General features: G+C 37.1%; 16 protein-coding genes and 1 pseudogene. 9 read left to right on the forward strand and 8 right to left on the reverse strand.

Features of this window, described 5'->3' with window-relative positions; genetic code table 11:
* Positions 1 to 85: 85 nt before the first annotated feature.
* Entirely contained in the window at positions 86 to 241 is a 156-nt protein-coding gene (locus tag STRIC_RS12990; protein WP_327083086.1) for a hypothetical protein, read from the reverse strand.
* Between the two features lie 423 nt (positions 242 to 664).
* Between STRIC_RS12990 and STRIC_RS08690 the strand changes: the two genes are divergently transcribed.
* Positions 665 to 3,736 carry a DUF7604 domain-containing protein gene (locus tag STRIC_RS08690; RefSeq protein ID WP_008089797.1) on the forward strand — a complete coding sequence of 1,024 codons (3,072 nt, stop codon included), beginning with the start codon at positions 665 to 667 and terminating at the stop codon, positions 3,734 to 3,736.
* Between the two features lie 47 nt (positions 3,737 to 3,783).
* Positions 3,784 to 4,761 (forward strand): isopeptide-forming domain-containing fimbrial protein, encoded by a 978-nt coding sequence (locus STRIC_RS08695; protein WP_008089910.1) that lies wholly within the window; start codon positions 3,784 to 3,786, stop codon positions 4,759 to 4,761.
* A 13-nt stretch (positions 4,762 to 4,774) separates the two neighbouring features.
* On the opposite strand, the pseudogene STRIC_RS08700 reads toward STRIC_RS08695, so the two are convergent.
* Positions 4,775 to 5,879 (reverse strand): annotated as a pseudogene (locus STRIC_RS08700) (IS3 family transposase).
* A 142-nt stretch (positions 5,880 to 6,021) separates the two neighbouring features.
* Between STRIC_RS08700 and STRIC_RS08710 the strand changes: the two are divergent.
* Positions 6,022 to 6,663, forward strand: a complete 642-nt coding sequence (locus tag STRIC_RS08710; protein WP_268741225.1) for a SpaA isopeptide-forming pilin-related protein — start codon at positions 6,022 to 6,024, stop codon at positions 6,661 to 6,663.
* 70 nt (positions 6,664 to 6,733) lie between these two features.
* Positions 6,734 to 7,585 carry a class C sortase gene (locus tag STRIC_RS08715; RefSeq protein ID WP_008090262.1) on the forward strand — a complete coding sequence of 284 codons (852 nt, stop codon included), beginning with the start codon at positions 6,734 to 6,736 and terminating at the stop codon, positions 7,583 to 7,585.
* A gap of 224 nt (positions 7,586 to 7,809) precedes the next feature.
* Here STRIC_RS08715 and STRIC_RS08720 read toward each other — a convergent pair whose 3' ends face one another.
* Positions 7,810 to 8,790 carry a M protein trans-acting positive regulator PRD domain-containing protein gene (locus tag STRIC_RS08720; protein ID WP_327083098.1) on the reverse strand — a complete coding sequence of 327 codons (981 nt, stop codon included), beginning with the start codon at positions 8,788 to 8,790 and terminating at the stop codon, positions 7,810 to 7,812.
* Positions 8,791 to 8,799: 9 nt separating this feature from the next.
* Positions 8,800 to 9,309, reverse strand: a complete 510-nt coding sequence (locus tag STRIC_RS12995) for a helix-turn-helix domain-containing protein (RefSeq protein ID WP_008089904.1) — start codon at positions 9,307 to 9,309, stop codon at positions 8,800 to 8,802.
* Between the two features lie 306 nt (positions 9,310 to 9,615).
* Between STRIC_RS12995 and STRIC_RS08725 the strand changes: the two genes are divergently transcribed.
* Positions 9,616 to 10,041 carry a thioester-forming surface-anchored protein gene (locus STRIC_RS08725; protein ID WP_234944208.1) on the forward strand — a complete coding sequence of 142 codons (426 nt, stop codon included), beginning with the start codon at positions 9,616 to 9,618 and terminating at the stop codon, positions 10,039 to 10,041.
* On the opposite strand, the gene gshAB is transcribed toward STRIC_RS08725, so the two are convergent.
* Complete coding sequence (gene gshAB / locus STRIC_RS08730; RefSeq protein WP_008090171.1) at positions 10,038 to 12,293, reverse strand: bifunctional glutamate--cysteine ligase GshA/glutathione synthetase GshB; 2,256 nt, start codon at positions 12,291 to 12,293, stop codon at positions 10,038 to 10,040. The genes STRIC_RS08725 and gshAB overlap by 4 nt on opposite strands.
* Before the next feature lie 119 nt (positions 12,294 to 12,412).
* Positions 12,413 to 13,087 carry a helix-turn-helix transcriptional regulator gene (locus STRIC_RS08735; protein ID WP_008089956.1) on the reverse strand — a complete coding sequence of 225 codons (675 nt, stop codon included), beginning with the start codon at positions 13,085 to 13,087 and terminating at the stop codon, positions 12,413 to 12,415.
* Between the two features lie 185 nt (positions 13,088 to 13,272).
* On the opposite strand from STRIC_RS08735, the gene STRIC_RS08740 reads away from it, so the two are divergent.
* The 3 genes from STRIC_RS08740 to STRIC_RS08750 all read left to right on the forward strand — a co-directional run bounded on the left by STRIC_RS08740 (position 13,273) and on the right by STRIC_RS08750 (position 16,135).
* Positions 13,273 to 13,635, forward strand: a complete 363-nt coding sequence (locus STRIC_RS08740) for a RidA family protein (protein ID WP_008089728.1) — start codon at positions 13,273 to 13,275, stop codon at positions 13,633 to 13,635.
* Between the two features lie 45 nt (positions 13,636 to 13,680).
* Positions 13,681 to 14,703, forward strand: a complete 1,023-nt coding sequence (locus tag STRIC_RS08745; protein ID WP_008089779.1) for a PTS fructose transporter subunit IIC — start codon at positions 13,681 to 13,683, stop codon at positions 14,701 to 14,703.
* A gap of 103 nt (positions 14,704 to 14,806) precedes the next feature.
* Entirely contained in the window at positions 14,807 to 16,135 is a 1,329-nt protein-coding gene (locus tag STRIC_RS08750; RefSeq protein ID WP_008089716.1) for a D-serine ammonia-lyase, read from the forward strand.
* Positions 16,136 to 16,267: 132 nt separating this feature from the next.
* Here the strand turns inward: STRIC_RS08750 and STRIC_RS08755 are convergent, their stop codons facing one another.
* Positions 16,268 to 17,524, reverse strand: coding sequence for a toxic anion resistance protein (locus STRIC_RS08755; protein WP_008090434.1), 1,257 nt, complete (start codon positions 17,522 to 17,524; stop codon positions 16,268 to 16,270).
* Between the two features lie 15 nt (positions 17,525 to 17,539).
* Positions 17,540 to 18,400: a hypothetical protein gene (locus STRIC_RS08760; RefSeq protein ID WP_008090084.1), complete on the reverse strand. Its 861-nt coding sequence runs from the start codon at positions 18,398 to 18,400 to the stop codon at positions 17,540 to 17,542.
* Positions 18,401 to 18,766: 366 nt separating this feature from the next.
* Here STRIC_RS08760 and STRIC_RS08765 point away from each other — a divergent pair, with 366 nt between their 5' ends.
* Positions 18,767 to 20,059 (forward strand): adenylosuccinate synthase, encoded by a 1,293-nt coding sequence (locus STRIC_RS08765; protein ID WP_008090201.1) that lies wholly within the window; start codon positions 18,767 to 18,769, stop codon positions 20,057 to 20,059.
* Positions 20,060 to 20,406 lie beyond the last annotated feature (347 nt).

Consider the following 20,406-nt stretch of genomic DNA (forward strand, 5'->3'; position numbering starts at 1 on the left):
CCTATTACTCATCTTTTTAACTTTTTGATGGTTAGTAGAAGTTTCAAACAAAAAACTTTCAGAAATTCTGAAAGTTTGGGAGGACTCATTGTAATTGTTTGGTGACAAACTCTTGGAACTTTTCTTCTTTAAGTTGATAAATCAGCTCCTGAATAGAGCGAACCGATTGGCTAGAATCATCAAAAGAAAATTCCGCAACAGCAACGCCTTTTGTAAGCTCATGCTGCACAAAGGGGATCAATCGACTGTTGGTGATGATCAAATCAGGTTTTAAATCAGGAATTTGGTAGACATTGTCTCGCAGTAGGTAGAAAGAATGAAAATCAATGCTTTTATTAGAATAGTGTGTAACAAATCATCTTTCGAATACTTATCCATTCTCAAGTCTTTGTATAGGATTGAAATGATTAACAATAATAGCAGTTTTCAGAACTTAAAATTACCTTTAAAAAAATCTAAAAAGCTTGATGATACAAGGTTTTCTCAAAAATAAGATAAAAAATGACATAAAATGGTGAAGAAATACTAAAAAAATATTTTAAATTCAGTTGGAATATGATAAGATGAGTTTGTTTGTTTGTTTGTTTTAAAAAGTTCTATAAATGATTTATTTTCATTAATAAATATACATAGAATACTAATATAAGAGAGGGTTAGTTAAAAAATGAACTATAAAAATGTGAATAAACTAGTAAGGCTAGGGGTTACTTTTGGGCTTCTTTTTTGGCAGCTAGCAACGCCAATAGGACAAGCAGCTTTTATGCAGGTAAAAGAACCTTCATCAACCTCAATTTCCAGTGACTCAGAAGACGAGTTAAGGAGTCAAAAACAAGAATCTACAGATAACAAAGAACTAGTTTCAGAAAATGGGAATGTAAAGATATCAGTAAAAAATGAGTCAGGATTTGAGCCAGATGCGTTAATCAAAGCTACTTTGAATAGCGAGTCTAAGGCGCGTGATAAGCAAAAAAATTATACTCAAGATATAGAGAAGATGTCTTTGGAATTGAGAAAGCAAGGACGATCAATAAGTGATGTCGACTTGGTTTCCATTGAATGTTCTACAAAGCAACTAAGTGATATCACAACAACACTAACTTTTATAAATGGCCTCACTTTAGCAGGCCTTGAAAAAAATAAGCAGAATATTAGAGTAGGTGTAGTTCTACCTGATGGACAAGTCCAGATAGTAACACCTGTAACTGAACAAGGAGAAGATGGTCATATTAGAAATCTAACTTTTACAGGACAAATTGGGGAAAGGCTTATTATTGTCAGCACAAACAGTCTAATGGAGGAACAATCAGTTTCATTAGCTCAGTATGGAACTTTATTAATTGATGGATCTGTTGTTGTGTCTAAGCAAGGTGTTAAGAATTACAGCAAGTCAATCACAGTAAATATTTTAAAGCCAAAGTTATCCTCAATCGAGAGCTCACTCGCATCTAAGGATTTTGAAATCGTTAAAAAGATTGACAATTTATACACATGGGATGAGCATTTTGATGTTTTAGATTTTGTTTCCGATGATTATGAAGTGCTAAAAGCAGAATTTCAGTCAGCTACAGATGCTGAACCAACTCTAAAAGAAATGTTATTTGGTCACTATAGGGTAGTGACAGCTAGGCCAGAGCAAAACAAAATAAGAGCAATTAAGAGCAATACAATTAATATTTATATTCGATCAACCAAGCCACTTGGTTTAAAACCAATGCCTATTTCTTCTTCGATAATCCAGCCAAGAGGTTTTCGTTCTTATCGCGCAGCAAGAAATATGCAAGCTGAAAATTCTCACAGTGAATTAGAGCACCACAAACGTATTGATTATCTAGGTGATCAAAAGGATAATCCTGATACCACAGTTGATGACAAAGAAAGAGGTCACGATACCTCTGACCTCTATCGTCTTTATCTCGATATGACAGGTAAAAAGCAACCATTGGATGTCCTAGTAGTTGTGGATAGGTCTGGGAGTATGCAGGAGGGAATAGGGTCGGTTCAAAAGTATAGATATTATGCTCAGAGATGGGATAATTACTATGGTCGATGGATTTATCATGGGACCTTTGATTATCCTAGCTATCAAGGTGAGTATTTTGACAGAGATCAAATTCGTTATCAATACAGAGGTACCGTATCTATATCTGATGGTATTAGAAGAGATGATGCAGTAAAAAATTCTCTTCTAGGCGTAAATGGATTGTTGCAGAGGTTTGTTAATATTAATCCAGAAAATAAATTATCAGTTATTGGATTTCAAGGTAGTGTTGATTACCCTGCAGGAAAATGGTATCCTAATCAATCTCAACGTGGTGGATTTTATCAGCCTAATTTACATAGCAGTAGGGATGCCGATACTCTCAAAGGATGGTCTACTAATTCTTTATTAGATTCTCATACTTTGACAGCATTGCATAACAATGGTACTAATTACCATGCTGCGTTATTAAAAGCGAATGAGATGCTAAATGAAGTAAAAGATGATGGTCGAAGAAAGATAATGATCTTCATAAGTGATGGAGTTCCTACATTCTATTTTGGAGAAGATGGCTATCGCTCAGGAAATGGAAGTTCAAATGATAGTAATAATGTTACACAGTCACAAGTAGGAAGCAAGCTTGCAATAGATGAGTTTAAGGATAGACATCCTAATCTATCAATATATTCATTGGGTGTCTCTAAAGATATTAATAGCGATACCTCTAGCTCGAGTCCTGTTGTTCTAAAGTATCTATCAGGTGATAATTATTACTATAGTATTACTGATACAGTAGAATTAGAGAAAACTGCAAATAAAATCGTTGAAGATAGTAAAATTTTTAACTTAATTATTTCAGATAGCTTAAGTCAGTATGTAGATTACTATGAGCAAAAACCTGACATACTTGTTACTAGAATCTCAAAGTCTACAAAAAAAGTTCAAACACTTTTTAAAAATGGGCAGATAACTAATGAGGGGAAATATATTGTTGAGAATGTCTTGTTTACTCCAAAAACTGATATTCAGTCAAAAGGCAAAGTTACTTTAACTTTTAAACCCGATTACAAGGTTGATGATGAATATACCTATACGCTTTCTTTTAATGTCAAAGCATCAGATAAAGCCTATGAATCCTATAAGGATATGCAAGGGAAGTATTCAGTGAATGGTGAGAATGATACGGATTACTCAGGTAATCAAACCAGTTCTGGAAAAGGTGGTCTTCCTTCTAACTCAGATGCTTCCATTAATTACATGGCTGATAGTCGTCAGCAGAAGTTGCCGTACCCGCACCCTGTTATTCAGGTAAAAACAATTCCTGTTAGCTTTACCAAAGTAGATGCTAGTGATACTAGTAAGAAACTTGACGGGGTTATGTTTGAACTCCGAATGGCGGACAAAAAAACTGTCTGGGAAAAAGGAACAACAGGATCCGATGGAAAAGTAACTTTTAAATATCTCCAAAAAGGGAAAACCTATTATCTTTATGAGACTAAGACCAGAATAGGGTACACTCTCCCAGAAAATCCATGGGAGGTTAAAGTTGATAGTAATGGTAAGATTACAGTAACCCATCCTATCGAAGGTAATTTGGCTTCTAAAGATGAGACCTATATCATAAAAAATCATAAGATTTATCGATTACCATCATCTGGTGGAAGAGGAAGTCAAGTTTTTATTGTTATTGGGAGTATGATGGTAACAACTACCATCCTGCTTTATAAACGTCATTCTAGAAAGAAGGTGGAAAATTAACAGATAAATACTAAGAGCTATATTAATTTAAAAATAGGAGAGAAAGAGTGAGAGAGAAAATAATGCAAAATTTGAAAAAAATATTAGTGACTTTTCTAGCTATTTTAGCCGTAGTTGGATTAGGTATGGGGACAGTTTCAGCACTATCAAAAGATGATACAGCTGAATTAAAAATTACAAATATTGAAGGTAAGCCTACCGTAACGCTGTATAAAATTGGGGAAGGTGAATACAGTGAGCGTGGAGATTCCTTTGTTAGATTTAAATTTATAAAAGGTGTTGTTTTATCAGAGGATAAACCTACCTCCACAGAAATCAATAAGATTGCCAATGATATAAATAGAGGTACTGTTAAAGCCGAACTCATTGATAAACAAGAGAATATTATAGGAGCTTATAACTATCGTGTAACTGGTGCAAGTGTTTACATAGCTAATATAATAACGGGAGCTGAGGATGGACGTACCTATAACCCGATTTTATTGACAGCTTCATATACTGGAGAAGGTGTGATTAAAGCTGGAGAAGTATCTGTAACTGATCATTATCTTTATGGGGAAACTGTAGTTGCTAAATCAAGTCAGCCCTTTATTAAAAAACATATCACGAAATCTTCAAAAGATGATAATAGAGATACTGCATCTGTGGGAGAAAAAATTGATTTCAAATTAACGATTCAGTTACCAAACTATTCTAAAGAAGCTACCAATAAAACAGTCTTCGTATCTGATGCTATGTCACAAGGTTTAACCTTTCTATCTAGTAGTTTAGTTATTAACTGGAATAGTCAAACTTTAAGAGCAAAAAACAATCGATTTGAATATAATAATAAAACAATTGCAGAGTTATCATTTAATGATAATAGCTTCCATCTTAATTTTAATTATGATAATTTAGAAAATCACGCCCCAGAAGTGATTTACAGTGCTCTTTTGAATGAAAAGGCAATTGTTGGTAAAGATGGTAACTCCAACAATGTAGAATACTACTTGAAAAGGCAACACTTTTCTGTACAACATTTATAAAGTGCTTTTTTCTTTAAGCAATTAATCTCCATGTCATGGGTGTCTGGTAGTTGAGACTGCCATGAATGCGATGGTAATTCCACCAGTGCACATAATCTTTCGTTTTAAGGATTAATTCTTCCAGTGACTGAAAGGTTTCTTGATGAATAAATTCAATTTTGAAAGCGCGATAGGTGCTCTCAGCTACCGCATTGTCATAGGGACAGCCTGCTTGGCTTAGAGAACGATTGATTCCAAAAGCTTCCAACATGTCATCAATCAGCTGATTATCAAACTCCTTCCCACGATCAGAATGGAAGATCTTGACCTTGGTCAGAGCGTAAGGGATGCTCTGAATCGCTTGTTTAACCAATTCGGCGGTCTTATGCCAACCAACTGACAAACCGATGATTTCACGATTGAAGAGATCAATAATCAAGCAAACATAAGCCCAGCTATTACCGACACGAACGTAGGTTAAGTCTGTTACTAAAGCATTTAGAGGCTTTTCTTGATGAAATTGTCTGGCTAAGTGATTAGGAATAGCTGCCACATTCTCCCTTTTGAATGTGGCTTGAAGGCTGCTTTCTGATAAACGGATACTAAGTTGAGTTTGTGCATGATGCGACGAATCCGACGACGAGACAGCTGGATGCCTTCATTTTCCAAACATTTCTTGATTTTCCTAGCCCCGTATCTGGCCTTACTTTCGAGAAAAATAGCTTTGATATTTTCTTCAAGTTCCGCTTCAGAGACTGGTTTAACAGCCTTGTAGTAATAGCTAGAACGAGGAATGTTCAACCAACGACACATGGCTGAAATGCTATATTTGTCTTTATTAGCAGTGATTACTTCTCTTTTCGTGCCATAATCACCGCCGCTTGCTTTAGGATATCTAACTGCATTTCGAGTTCTTTATTACGCTTTCGGAGTTCAATCAGTTCACGCTGCTCATCTGTAAGATTATCAATAGTTTTAAAGGAACCAGTTGTTTTAGCCTGACGTACCCACTTATCGAAGGTTGATGGGGTTAACTCATATTCTTTGATAAGCTCACTTCGTTTCATCCCTGCATTGTGAAGGTCAACGATTTGTTGCTTAAAGTCATCGGTGAAGTGGCGACGTATTTTTCTAGACATAATATTCTCCTATTTTCTTTAGTGTAGAACACTTTATAAATTCTGTCTAGTTTAGTGTAACCTATTCAACTATTCAAATAATCCCAATAAAGGGGAGACACATAAAACAACTGATAAACCTCAAGAAGGTGAAGGGTCTGGTATCACTAAAAAGACGGACAAAAAGACCGTTTACACCTATCGTGTAGCCTTTAAGAAAACAGGTAAAGATAATGCCCCACTAGCTAATGCTGTTTTCGGAATTTATTCAGATGAAACTGCCAAAACATTAGTTGATATTGTTGTGACAAATCAGGATGGGTATGCCGCTTCAAATCAAGTGGGTAAAGGGACTTATTACGTCAAAGAACTCAAAGCTCCTAAAGGATATTCACTGAACACTAAAGTATATTCAGTAGAAGCCCATTGGGATAAAGCAAAAACAACTTCTACAAATAATCGTTCAGAGACAATTTATACAACAGATGAAAGTCAAAAATCTCCAGGGACCGCCACAGTAGGTTGGTTGGTAGGCAATACCTTCTACAAAGAAAAGCCTGAAGGAAAAGATGCTAAAGTTGCTTATATCAAAAAATCTACAGAAGAGGCGTCTACAACAACCGAAGTTAAAGAAAATCAAAACGAAGGAGCAGGAACTGTTTTATTAAACGAAACAATCCCAAACACCAAACTAGGTGAATTACCTTCGACAGGTAGCGTTGGTACTTACCTCTTCACAGCTATTGGCTCGGCTGCTATGATCGGTGCAATTGGTATTTATATTGTTAAACGTCGTAAAGCTTAATGCTTTCAAAAGTCGAAATCAATCGAGACTGTCTTTATGCAGTCTCGATTTTTAATGATAAGGAACTGCTATGAAAGAAAGACTAAAAAATCTAGGGATATTATTACTATTTTTAATAGGCGTCATCATTTTTCTCTATCCTTTGGTAAGCAGTAGGTGGAATGCTTATCGAAATCAACAGTTATTGGGAACTTATGATCAACAGATTGCTAAAAGAGGTTTGTCAGAAACAGAGGTAATGTGGGAGAAAGCAAAAGCTTATAATGATCAGATAGGGATTCAGCCTGTCCCAGATGCTTTTTCATTTAGGGATGGCATTCATGATAAAAACTACGAAAGCCTACTTAAAATTGAAAACAATGATATTATGGGATATGTTGAAGTACCCTCTATTAAAGTGACGTTACCAATATACCACTATACGACAGACGAGGTGCTAACTAAAGGAGCAGGTCACTTATTTGGAAGTGCCTTACCGGTTGGTGGCGACGGGACTCACACGGTTATTTCTGCTCATAGAGGTCTCCCTTCGTCAGAGATGTTCACTAATTTAAATTTGGTCAGCAATGGTGACATGTTTTATTTTCGTGTGTTAAACAAGGTACTAGCATATGAAGTTGATCAAATACTAACTGTTGAACCAGATCAAGTGACATCGCTTTCTGGAGTCATGGGAAAGGATTATGCTACCCTAGTTACTTGTACTCCTTACGGTGTTAACACTAAACGTCTCTTGGTAAGGGGCCATAGGGTGCCATACCACCAAAAACAATACAAAAAAGCGCACACTTCGCCTAAAGGAATAGATAGAGCGAGGCTCTGGGTGGAAGTTTTATGCGCTGGCATGGGTGTGATAATAGCTGCTGTTTTGGTGCTCATCTATTCAAAGATAAGTGATAAGAAAAATAAATCTTCCCTTTAGGGAGTTTAGGACTATGAAGTAATAAAATTAAAGCGAATTTAGATGGTACTTGAGTTTTTTTGAATGTATTCTAACAAGTCGCAAAAAAAGTACACACTATAGTTAGTATCTTGGGAACTTAAAATCTTAAACAAAGTTATTTCTAGGAAATACCATTCTTAGACAAAAATAACCGATACTCTGTAAATAGAGTATCGGTTATTTTGATTAAACGATTAACTTTCTTATAATGTTTTTTCTAAAAACTCTTGGTACTTTTCTTCTTTAAGTTGATAAATCAGTTCCTGAATAGATCGAACTGATTGGCTAGAATCATCAAAAGAAAACTCAGCAACAGCAACGCCTCTTGTAAGCTCATGCTGCACAAAGGGGATTAGTCTACTGTGGGTGATGATCAAATCAGGTTTTAAATCAGGAATTTGGTAGACATTATCTCGCAGTAGGTAGTAAGAATGAAAATCAATGCTTTTATCTGAAAAATACCTTGGGAAGGAATCTGTTAGAAGATGAGCGTTCATAAAATTACTAGCTATTAAAACAACAACTAAAGGAGGTTGGATATTTCTTAGAATCTGCTCAACATGGTGGCAAAAAAGATGGAAATGCTTATAATTCAAGTAACGCTTTCCAGGCAGCTGAGCCATCCATTCTTCGACGATTAATTTTAAGGATGCATAGAGTTTTTGGTTTCCTTTATAATACGGAGAAATGAATAAATTGGTCTCAGGGATAAAATGTTGCAGATTAAACAAGAATGATTTGGAAAAAAAGATAAGTGCTTTGACTAAATTAGCCTCTTGCTCTTTTAGATTAGGTAACAGAGTAATGATAGAGTCTAGAAGTAAGCGAAAAGTATCATTTTCTTCAAACAGTTGACAACAATGTCTGATATGCTCAGGTGTCCACTGCAGGCTAGCAAAAGAGTTATTAGCGGTGATATAAGTTAAATAGAGATAATCCAAATCTCCTGTTGAAAAGCTTAGCTGACAATAAGATTCAATAATATCGTGGCTGCTTTTTTCCAAGCAATCGTAGATAAAAAGATTTTTTAATTGTCGAAAGATTCTTGTTTGGGGGATAGTAACCGTAAACTGATGTCGCTTCCATGATAAAGCTAGCAAAATATCATAGAAAGAAAAGGATTCTGATAACCAAGGTGAGGTTTTAAGATGTGTAGAACTGTGGGATAAAAAACGATGAATAATTCTTGTATCTTATTGCGTCAAATCATAAATTTTGATACCAAACTTACTATAAAGTAGGGCGATGAGATAGCGCATGCGATATTCTTCACCAACAATCTTGTTTTTAGAGAGTTTTAATTCAAAGTCTCTCAATAAAGGAATCAGTGATTCGCGCATGCGATAAGCTGAGGAACTTGACAAGAAACGTTTTCTCGCAAAATCCGTAAGAGGTCGAGAACAATCTTCATTTTTTAGACAAAAAGCTAATAATTGCAACGTATTGGAGCTTTCATAAAGTTGATGCAGATAAGTATCAATAAAAGTATGTTTGAAGGCACAAGAAACAGTATCTTTTTGAATAGACAATGTGATACTGGATGCGAAAAAAGCATTCAGTTCCTCACTGTAATGCTTTAATTGTAAAGGGGTTAAGCCGGTTTTTTCGACCACCTCAGTTATTGACAAAGAAGGTGTCTTGAAAAATAAGACAACTAGCTGGCATTTTGCTTTGATTGATGATTCCAAGTATTTTTCTAACAAGGAAAGGGTCCTCTCTTCCTACAATTAGATAGCTAAATAAACTATTACTAATTGTATTCTCCAACCTCCATTCTATCTAAGCTAGCAGCAGAAATCAACAAAATAAGCTAAAAATTTAGTAAGTAAAAAATGATTAAAAATGGCTTAAACTAAGGTTTTTCCCAAAAACAAGGATTTTAAACAGGTAATCTGGCGAAAAACTTAGTACGAATATATTTCTTTGACTTCAATAGAATGATATGATGTCACATTGAGAGGAGAGAAAATGAAAAAACAACGTTTCTAAACAAAGGAACCGATTTTTTGGTGCGCACAAAAGGTCGGCGTAAGCTAACTGTCACTTTAGTGGGAGTATTTTTTATACTTGCTGCAAGTACAAGCGGTGTGGGAGTAAGTCAAATAGTCTATGCTGCTGATGAGGTAAGCGTACCTAATTATAAAAGTCCAGATCCAGAATTTCCTTGGTATGGGTATGATGCATATAAAGGAATTAAACCAAGATATCATAGTCTTAAGGTTAACTTAAATGGCAGTCGTGAGTATCACGTATACTGTTTTAATCTAACAAAAGAATTTCCTCGTCCTTCTTATAGTATTACGAAAAATCTATATAAAAAAATTGATACTAGTGATGAGATCTTAAAGAAATATACTACAAAAGCACGAAACTTTGGTGGCAATGTAGATAAATTATCCCGAAGTATCCTCTTTATTTTTTGTTGTCGATTTTAGGTTAGCTCGGGAAATAGTTTCTCAATGATTTTAGGTGTGATGGCTTGGCCAGGCCCTTCTTGACAGTAGGTGTGCATATACATAGAAGGGTTGAAATTTAACTCAATACAGGTACAATTAGGGTTTTTAGGACTTGATACCTGGGTCATATCAGGAATGATCAAGTCAACGCCACAAACCCAAGCACCCATAGCTTTAGCCATCTCTGCAGCTAGTTGTTTGTAAGAATCATCCATTTGATCAGTGACATCTACAGAGTCGCCCCCTGTGGAGATATTAGAATTGCCGCGCAAGACAGCTTTTTCCCCAGGAGCAAGGATGGTTTCTGGGGTATAACCTTCTTGAGCTAGGTAAAGGCGCTCAATCTGTCCAAGTTGGATTTTTTCTAAAGGAGAGCGGTGATCATAACCACGAAGAGGGTTCTCATTTTTAAGGTCAATCAGTTCTTGGATGGTGTGACTGCCATCTCCAACCACATTGGCAGCAAGGCGCAGCAGAACCGCCAGACATTCCCCGTCAAGGACAAAGAAGCGGTACTCGGTTCCTGTGATAAAGTCTTCGACAAGGATAGAATGGTCTTCTGCAAAGGCGATTTCCACGGCTTTTTGGTAGTCTTCCTTACTGGCTTTTTCAGGGAAAATAGAGATCCCTAGACCAAAGTTTGTCGATTTTGGCTTAACCACAATAGCTTTGTTGGCAATCAGTGGAAAATAAGCTAAGGCTTCTGCCTTATTAGCAAATTCTTGTCCTTGAGGCGTTGGAAAACCAGCTTGGTCAAGGATTTTTTTAGTGACGGTTTTATTAGCCATGGCAAGGGGGATGACATAATTATCCTTAGCTGTCATATTGCCGTTTTTAACATATTCAATGTGATCCTGGTGCCAGAGCTTGATAAATTGATCCCTTTCATCCAAAATCTCTAAATGAAGTCCTTTTTGAATGGCATCAAACATGACCATTTGGGTAGACAATTCCATACTTTCGTAACCTTTTAAGGCATATGGGGCTTGCCATGCTAGCTGGTGATAGTTGTTAGCCATCTTCGTGCCAAAAGTCATGAGTGAGTTGTTCTCAATAGCTTTAAGCAGTTTGGCTGCCATGGTTTCTTCAGGATTTTGAATAACTCTGGTTATGTTCGTTAGGGTAGTCTGATAAATTTCATCTAAGTCAAAGTGTTCAATGACTTCTTGCATAGCTAAGAGTAGAGGCTTAGGGTCAGCTTCTTGAGGAAGAGCATCCAGAGGGTGAGCTAGAGCCACGGCTTCATTGATGGCTTTACTCATCTCTATGGTCTTATCAGAAGTCTCCCCTTCGTCCATCCATAAGAGGGCAAGGATAATAAGGTGGAAGGTATCTAGGGTTTCTTGTGACATCCCAAGAGAATCAAAAGGATTCAAGTCAAAGCTACGAAACTCCATATAAGTTACACCTTGTTCAAGGTAGTCGTGGTTGTGTTTGGCACCGCGTAGTCGAATAGGGGAGTAGAACTCTTTTTCCATGCTGAGATGACCTGAAGCAACCGCCTTTTCAATGTCTTCGATGTAGCGCTCAATACTTTGGAAAGATACCTTGACTTCTTCTTTATTGTTGTAACCATAGGCCTTACTGGAGCGTAAGGATCTGACAGCTCTCTTAGGTGAGTGGCTGTAAAACTCTCTTTCTGCCAAAGGACTAGCACCATAGAGATAAGTTAGTAACCAACGATAGGTGAGAAATTGACGAGCTAACTTCATATAGAGGTCATTTTTAAAGGTAACTCGAGAGGAGTAACCGCTTTCTTGAAAGAGCTTGTCAAGAGGCTGGCTGCCGATTTCAAAGTTATAATGAATGCCTGAAATTGATTGAAGTAGCACTCCGTATTTGTCAGCAAGATGTGAGCGGTAAGCGACCTCAGATGGATTGTCGAGCTTGGCAATGTGAATCTCAGCTTCTTGAAGATAAGGCGGCATAGATAATGGCCAGATGACTTCATCTGCCTCAAGTGAGCGCTGAGCGACGTCAGTAATAGCTCCTAGACGTCGTCTTATCTCTTTTGTTGATTTGGAGACGGGGGTGATTAATTCCAGTTGCGCCTCACTAAAGTCAGTTTGAATGTAAGGGTGTCTGTTTCTGGAACCCAGTGACTGGGGGTGTTCTCTTTGTGAGACATGTCCCTCTTGTGTGACTCTAAGACCTTCTCGTTCAATACCAAAATGGCCTTCCAAAATATGAGTGTCTTTAGGCAATGCCTGTAATAATTGATTTAGTTTCAATATCTTCTGTCCTATTTGCTTTTTATCATACCTAGTTTACAATTTTAAGACAAGAAACACAATTTTTTGAAATGCAAAGACAAAACCATGGAAAAGCCTTCCATGGTTTTTATCATTGATTAATCTGTTTCAATTTTTTTCAGATAGCGGTAGACGCTCGGTTCAGAAATATTGAGAATCTCAGCCACTTTTGAGACGGCTCCCTTCAATTGGAACACGCCTTTCTCGGACAGTTTTGAGACAATATCTACTTTGACCTCTTGGCGCAAGTGAACGTCTTGATTTAAAAGAGCTGGATCAATAATTTCACTGATAATATCTTGGATATTATTGGATAAGACTTCCACGGTTTCTTCTGATTGAGGTGAAGAGATTTTGCTACCTGTTTTGGGGACTAACTGGTTAAGGTTCAGGTTGGCTAGGTTTAAGATGTTTTCAGCGATACCTTGATAGGCTGAAATATCCATATTGATGCACAGCATACCTTCTAGCTTCCCATTTTGGTCCTTAATAAAAAAGGTGGAGCCACGGACTTCCTTGTTTTGAGGGCTTACAATAGCCTTATAGTTAGTGACATAGTCTTTTTCTTGATAGACCTTGTTGGTGATTAAATCAAGGGCGAAGGCTGTCAAGGGTGAATTAGTGGTTCGGCCGCTAATCTGATTATTAACAATTTCTCCTATGTAGATATCGTTTTTGTCAATGACGTGTAAGACAATCTCATAATTGTCCCCTAAAACCCCATGTAGGAACCCGATTACTGTTTTCCAGTATTGCAGTCTTTCTCTATCCATAACACACTTCCTATAAGCTTTATTACTAATATAGTAATATATTTCACTCTAAAAGACAATCTATATTGATTACAATAATTGACGATTAAAAATAATAAAATTTTATCAAAATAAAAATTTATTATTGACTATGAATACGGTTTCATGTAAAATTTAACTATAAAAAAATGAAGGAGGGTTATTTGATGAGCAAATACCCAAAAGCAATCGGTCCATATTCTATTTATAGCATTCAAGGAAATGTCTTATATACATCAGGTCAATTACCTGTCGATCCAGAGACAGGTGACTTAAAAGAAGGATTTGAAGCACAGTGCCGTCAGTCATTTGCTAATATTGCGGCCATCTTAGAAGAGCAAAAGCTAGGCTTAGGTGATGTCTTCAAATTGACCATTTATCTGTCTGACCTAACTTATTTTGGACAGTTAAATCAGATTATGTCAGAGCTCTTTGAAGAACCTTACCCAATTCGTACAGCTTATCAAGTAGCTGCTTTGCCAAAGGATGCTTTGATTGAGATTGAAGCTATGGCAAGTCTGAAAAACTAATGACGACTATATAAACTGTGATTAATAGGATGGTGGAATAATTTTATGGATATTATTATTGGGACGAGTCTTTTGATTCTTGTGTTGGCTATTTTTACTTTATTTAACTATAAAGCACCTTACGGTGCCAAGGCTATGGGGGCTCTTGCTTCTGCAGCTTGTGCTTCTTTTTTAGTTGAAGCCTTTCAAGATTCCTTTTTTGGAAAACTCTTAGGCTTTCAATTTTTAAGTGAGGTTGGTGGTGCAAATGGTGCCTTATCTGGCGTTTCAGCGGCAATCTTAGTAGCTATTGCTGTAGGTGTGACACCGGGCTATGCGGTTCTGATTGGCCTTGCCGTCTCAGGAACAGGAATTATCCCAGGCTTTATTGCAGGTTACTTAGTGGCTTTTCTCGTTAAATGGATGGAAAAAAATATTCCAGGCGGCTTAGACTTGATTTCGATTATTATTGTTGGGGCGCCATTGACCCGGTTAATTGCACAGCTCTTAACACCAGTTATCAACAATACGCTCTTAACTATTGGAGATATTCTCACTTCAAGTGCTAATAGCAATCCTATATTGATGGGGATTATTCTAGGGGGAACCATTGTAGTAGTGGCAACAGCTCCACTTTCATCTATGGCCCTAACAGCTATGCTAGGTTTAACAGGTATTCCAATGGCTATAGGTGCCCTGTCTGTATTTGGTTCTTCCTTTATGAATGGGGTACTTTTCCACAAGCTCAAACTGGGTGAGCGTAAAGACAATATTACCTTTGCTATTGAACCACTGACTCAGGCTGATGTGACCTCTGCCAACCCAATCCCTATTTATGTAACCAATTTCTGCGGTGGCGCTCTGTGTGGTGTCTTGATTGCTTTAATGAAATTAGTCAATGATACGCCAGGAACAGCGACACCAATTGCGGGCTTTGCGGTCATGTTTGCTTATAACCCATTAGCAAAAGTCCTTATAACGGCAGTCGGCTGTATCATTATCAGTCTCACAGTCGGATTCTTGGGGGGCACTTTCTTTAAAAACTTTAAACTGATTACCAAACAACAATTACAAGCCATGGACAAGTAAGCATTCCATTGTCTTTATCTACCATCTTTCAATTGTTTATAGCTAATTAAAAATCAAGGAAAAGACTTTCCTTTTAGAAATGAATTGACTTAGGAGGTTATGTATGTCTCTAGAAACATGGAAAAATGAAATTCCTGAAATCCAAAGAATGATGCGTTATGTGCCTATTTTTTGGATGAATGACCACTACAAAGGTGTCAAAGAGGCTAATAAGGTCTCACGTTTTGGTAAAGAAGATATTCGCGATGCCGAAGCACGTTTGCAACGTTTTGCTCCCTACTTTGCAGAAAATTTTGAGTGCACACGTGATAATAATGGGATTATTGAGTCTGAGATTACTCATATTCCCAATTTTAAAGCCTTTTTGGAAGAGGATTATCAGGTGACTATTCCAGGGAATATGTACTTGAAACGTGATGATACCTTACCTATTGCTGGAACCATTAAAGCACGTGGCGCTATTTATGAGGTCTTAAAACATGCCGAAACCCTAGCTATTGAAGCAGGGATACTAAGTGGCTTTGACGATGATTACCGCAAGTTTGGCAGTCAAGAATTTAAAGATTTCTTCCGTCAATATAAAATCATGGTGGGAACAACCGGAAACCTTGGTATTAGTGTTGGTCTTATGGGAGTGTCTTTAGGCTTTGAAGTGGTGATTCACATGTCTTATGATGCCAAAGAATGGAAGAAAAAGTACTTGCGTGATTACGGAGTTGTGGTGATTGAACACAAGACAAACTTCACTGAAGCTGTTAACCAAGGTCGTGCTGAGTCAGATGCTGATCCTAAGTCTTACTTTGTTGATGATGAGCATTCGGTTGACTTATTCTTAGGTTATACCGTGGGACCTTGCCGATTGAAGAATCAATTGGAAGAAGCAGCTATTAAGGTGGATGAGGATCACCCACTATTTGTCTTTTCTCCTTGTGGTATTGGAGGAAGTCCTGGTGGAACAGCCTTTGGTCTCAAACAAATTTATGGGGATCATGTGCATTGTTTCTTTGCCCAGCCAACACATATGCCTTCTATGTTAGTAGGTCTTCTTACTAAAGAATATTCAAAAGTATCTGTAGCTGATATTGAAGTAGATGCCAAGACCAATATGGATGGCTTAGCTGTGCCAAGAACGTCTGGATTTGTGGCAGAATTAATGCATCATTACTTTAATGGAGGCCTTACCATTTCAGAAGAAGAGCAGAAAAAATTACTAACTAAAATGGCTGATTTAGAAGACATCAAATTAGAGCCTGCTGCCTTAGCTGGAACGGTTGGCCCAGCCATGCTATTTGCAACTGAAGAAGGTCGTCAATACTTAAAAGCCCATCATTTAGAAGATAAGATGGCCAATGCAACTTATATTGCTTGGGCTACTGGTGGTAGTATGGTTCCTAAAGAAGACATGGATGCTTTCTACCAACAAGGCAAGTAAAACAACCAACCTATTTCTCTCCTAAAAAATGATAACTCCTTATCAAAAAAAGCCTGATAGCTGATGTTAAACAAGCTATTAGGCTTTTTTGTTTTTGATGGTATTACTCTCAATACTCGCTCTTTTTTGAGGTTAGCTTTCTTGGTCAATGCTTTCTTGCTTAATTTTTCCTTCATTAAGAAGGGCTTGAACGATTTTTTGGTCACGCAGTTTTACCGAATCGTTAATGGTCTCAGCAGATTTGACAATGACACTTTCAAGAGCAGCGCGTTCTTTACGACCTTGATCAATGGCTGCGATGATGCCATTATTTTGAGCCACTAAACTTTCAGCTAGAGCAGTAACGGATTTGATAGAGACGGTTGGACTCTGTGCAGAGCGCTCTAGGGCTGGAATAGCTTCTTTGCTGGTCTCAGCTAACATCTGGAGGGCGGCGTTATTAGCATTGACAATGGCATCAGCTGTCATTCCAGAGCGAACAGATTGTTGCATGATGCCTAATTGGGCAATAGACAGTTTCATTGTCGGAATAGTATTTCGACGAAGCATTCCCAATTTTTGTCGCATATCAGAAGAGACCTTGACCAAGTTACGCATCTGAGGTGTTGTCGCCCAAGCGACGTATAAACGGCTAAGGTACTCTGTGTGTTGTTGCTCTAAGGTATTGATGACTTCAGTCATTCGAGCCAGCGCATCACTCTCAACTTGGTATTCGTGAGTAGCACTATCTAAAGAAGCGATTTTATCTTGTAGCTTAGCAGCGCGTGAGGAGCTTTCTTTTTGGCTGGCTTCGATAAAGGCAATGACCCCAACCAGGTGTTCGATGGATTTGGTATTATCTTCGATTAATAGTTCAGCTGAGACAATATTACGAGCCAAGGTGTCTTCTTGCTTAACCACAGCAGCTGCCATGCCATCCATTTTTTGTTCAATAGATTGGGAATCAAAATAGAATTCTTGAAGGCCATTTTTACTTTGCTTGAAGAGTTTTTGAATGAGGTTTGGTTTTTTCTCTAAGTCAGCTGGGCTAGCGTCTTTGTATTTTGCGATAAAACCATTGAGCTCACGGTTAGTGTTTTTAAGCAAGTCATCCACTTGAGGAATCTGTAATTTTTTTTGCTCAGCAAGGATATGATTAACAGTGACATTCACGGCTTCAACAGCCGATTGACCAAAATCAAGAAGGGCATTTTGGTCAGACAAGAAGGTGTCGACAAGAGCCGGTGTTTTAGCAGTAATAGCAGTCTGCTGATCTGGGCTTAATTTCTCAAAAAAGACAATTTGACCAGTATTACTGGTGTTAGAGTCTGTGATAATTTCAGTCGTTTTATCTGTTTTAGTGATGGTATTATTAGCAATTTGGTCAATATCAAAATTAAATTCAGACATAAGGGCATCTCCTTTTTAAGGGTTTTCTGATGGGTGTTGGCGTGACTTCTCTTGCATGAGACGTAGACTAATGTCAAAATCTTTGAGGTCACTTTCGTTTAGTTGACGTAAATTTTCATCCAAATCCAAATCAAATTGTTTCATGGCTTCTAAAGCACCCTCTAAGGGTTGTTCTGCTTTGTAATAGTCTTTTGGGGAAGCTTTAATGCTTAAATAGCCATTTAAAATATCGTAGAATTTTTGCATACTACTGTCATGGATGGCTTCAAGTTCAGCCCTATTATCAGCTTTTTTGATTTTGTCTAAAATGGTCCGATGATCGGATCGAATACTTAAATAGATATCCTTGAGCTCAGGTGCTTTTTGGATAATCATCACATCCATATCTTGATGATCGGTGGAAGGGTCCTCTAACGCCTGTAATTGTTCTAACTGTAAGACAGTATCAACCTTGACATCATCTGCTTTTTGGTTGATACGATGAAAGGTGTCTTTTGAAATCTGTTTTTGTAATTGTAAGGATTCTCTTTTAATGTAATCTAGCTTGGGCAGCAACTGCTCAGCGGTTTGGCGGTAATGTTGATAATCATGAATCAACAAGTAATCATTTAAAAGCTTATGTTGTTTATCAGCCAAATGAACAGTATCCTTGAGGTCTTGAATACGTTTGGCTAGGCCTTGACTATGTAAGTATTTTTGTCGCTTATTAACTTTAAACACACCAATCCCAAGCGCAATGGCTGTTAATCCTAAAAGACTACCGTTGAGGATTTCTATTTCAGAGAGGAATCCCAAGGTAAATAGATAGATGAGTAGCCAAAGCCATTTTGGCAGTCGAGGTAATTTTTGAAGGAATAAATCGATTTGTTTTGCCATTTCTCTTTCTTTCTCATTTCTATGGATAAATACTTGTTACTAGTTATTTTACCTTAAAAGTTTGAATACTAAAAGAAAACACCTTATCTATTTAAGGCTTTTCTGAGCTTTTAGAAGAAAGGTGTTTGGCTTACCAGTTCCTAAATCTACCTTTAATGGCGGAATGTTCGTTTTTTCTATTTATTTTTCGCATTTAAAAAATGAATGAAACTATTTTCCTAATAATTATGTGGAAGGTTGGCGAAACATATCCTTTTTTGCTATAATAGGGTGTAAGATAAACTGCAGGTGAGATTCCTGCCATGTTTTCAAGAAAGGTGAAGGCCTCTGCTCTGCCATTCTAGAGTAAGCCTATATCGTATACATATGACATCAGTAGTAGTAGTTGGTACCCAATGGGGTGATGAAGGTAAAGGTAAAATCACTGACTTTTTATCTGCAGATGCAGAAGTGATTGCGCGTTATCAAGGTGGAGATAATGCTGGACATACCATCGTCATTGATGGTAAAAAATTCAAATTGCATTTGATCCCATCAGGTATTTTCTTCCCAGAAAAAATTTCTGTTATTGGTAATGGGGTGGTTGTTAACCCTAAATCATTGGTTAAAGAACTAGCTTACCTTCATGAAGAGGGTGTGACAACCGATAATTTACGTATTTCAGACCGTGCCCATGTTATCTTGCCTTATCATATTAAATTGGATCAATTACAAGAGGATTCAAAAGGTGATAACAAAATCGGTACAACTATCAAAGGGATTGGCCCAGCTTACATGGATAAAGCTGCGCGTATTGGTATCCGTATTGCCGATTTATTAGACAAAGAAATCTTCGCTGAACGCTTGAAAGCTAATTTGGCTGAAAAGAATCGTTTGTTTGAAAAAATGTACGATAGTACAGCTTTAGAATTTGATGACATCTTTGAAGAGTACTATGCTTACGGTCAAGAAATTAAAAAATATGTTACTGACACATCAGTTATCTTAAATGATGCTCTTGATGGTGGTAAACGTGTTCTATTTGAGGGTGCTCAAGGGGTTATGCTTGATATCGACCAAGGAACTTACCCATTTGTAACATCTTCAAACCCAGTTGCTGGTGGTGTAACCATTGGTTCTGGTGTTGGCCCAAGTAAAATCAATAAAGTCGTTGGTGTATGTAAAGCCTATACTAGCCGTGTTGGTGATGGCCCATTCCCAACTGAATTATTTGATGCAGTTGGCGACCGTATCCGTGAAGTTGGTCATGAATACGGCACAACAACTGGCCGCCCACGTCGTGTTGGATGGTTTGACTCAGTTGTGATGCGTCATAGCCGTCGTGTATCAGGGATTACAAATCTTTCACTTAATTCAATCGACGTTCTATCAGGACTTGATACTGTTAAAATCTGTGTCGCTTATGACCTTGATGGTGAACGTATTGATTACTACCCAGCTAGCTTAGAGCAATTGAAACGCTGCACACCAATCTATGAAGAATTACCAGGTTGGTCTGAAGATATTACAGGTGTTCGTAGCCTGGAAGATCTTCCAGAAAATGCACGTAACTATGTCCGTCGTGTTGGTGAATTAGTAGGTGTTCGCATCTCTACTTTCTCAGTAGGACCAGGTCGCGAACAAACAAACATTCTCGAATCAGTTTGGGCAAATATTTAAAAACAAAGATAATAAAATAAATATAAGATTGAATGCTACGGTCAGTAGTGTTCAATCTTTTTATTTTCTTTAAAGAAGGTAAACTAATAAACGACTCATTTTATCATTTAAAAGAAATTAATCTCATTTATTTTTAAATATTGTTGTCTATTAACAAAGTTATTAAAACTAATTTGAAATAGTTCATTCTGGCTTATATTGTCTTGTTATAAAGAAAAATACATAAAAAAATCAAATAGACAAAAAACTTATTTTTTTAAAAAAATAATAGACAACATTAACAAAAAAACACATTAATATTTAATTAAAAATAAGTTAATATATTATTCATAAATTAAAAATATAAA

This window comes from Streptococcus ictaluri 707-05 (assembly GCF_000188015.2).
GTDB classification, from domain to species: domain Bacteria; phylum Bacillota; class Bacilli; order Lactobacillales; family Streptococcaceae; genus Streptococcus; species Streptococcus ictaluri.

Coding starts and splice junctions, on each gene's coding strand:
- STRIC_RS08755 (WP_008090434.1), bottom strand. CDS start 17,524: ATGTCTGAATTTAATTTTGATATTGACCAAATTGCTAATAATACCATC.
- STRIC_RS08740 (WP_008089728.1), top strand. CDS start 13,273: ATGAGCAAATACCCAAAAGCAATCGGTCCATATTCTATTTATAGCATT.
- STRIC_RS08735 (WP_008089956.1), bottom strand. CDS start 13,087: ATGGATAGAGAAAGACTGCAATACTGGAAAACAGTAATCGGGTTCCTA.
- STRIC_RS08715 (WP_008090262.1), top strand. CDS start 6,734: ATGAAAGAAAGACTAAAAAATCTAGGGATATTATTACTATTTTTAATA.
- STRIC_RS08760 (WP_008090084.1), bottom strand. CDS start 18,400: ATGGCAAAACAAATCGATTTATTCCTTCAAAAATTACCTCGACTGCCA.
- STRIC_RS08765 (WP_008090201.1), top strand. CDS start 18,767: ATGACATCAGTAGTAGTAGTTGGTACCCAATGGGGTGATGAAGGTAAA.
- STRIC_RS08750 (WP_008089716.1), top strand. CDS start 14,807: ATGTCTCTAGAAACATGGAAAAATGAAATTCCTGAAATCCAAAGAATG.
- STRIC_RS08690 (WP_008089797.1), top strand. CDS start 665: ATGAACTATAAAAATGTGAATAAACTAGTAAGGCTAGGGGTTACTTTT.
- STRIC_RS08745 (WP_008089779.1), top strand. CDS start 13,681: ATGGATATTATTATTGGGACGAGTCTTTTGATTCTTGTGTTGGCTATT.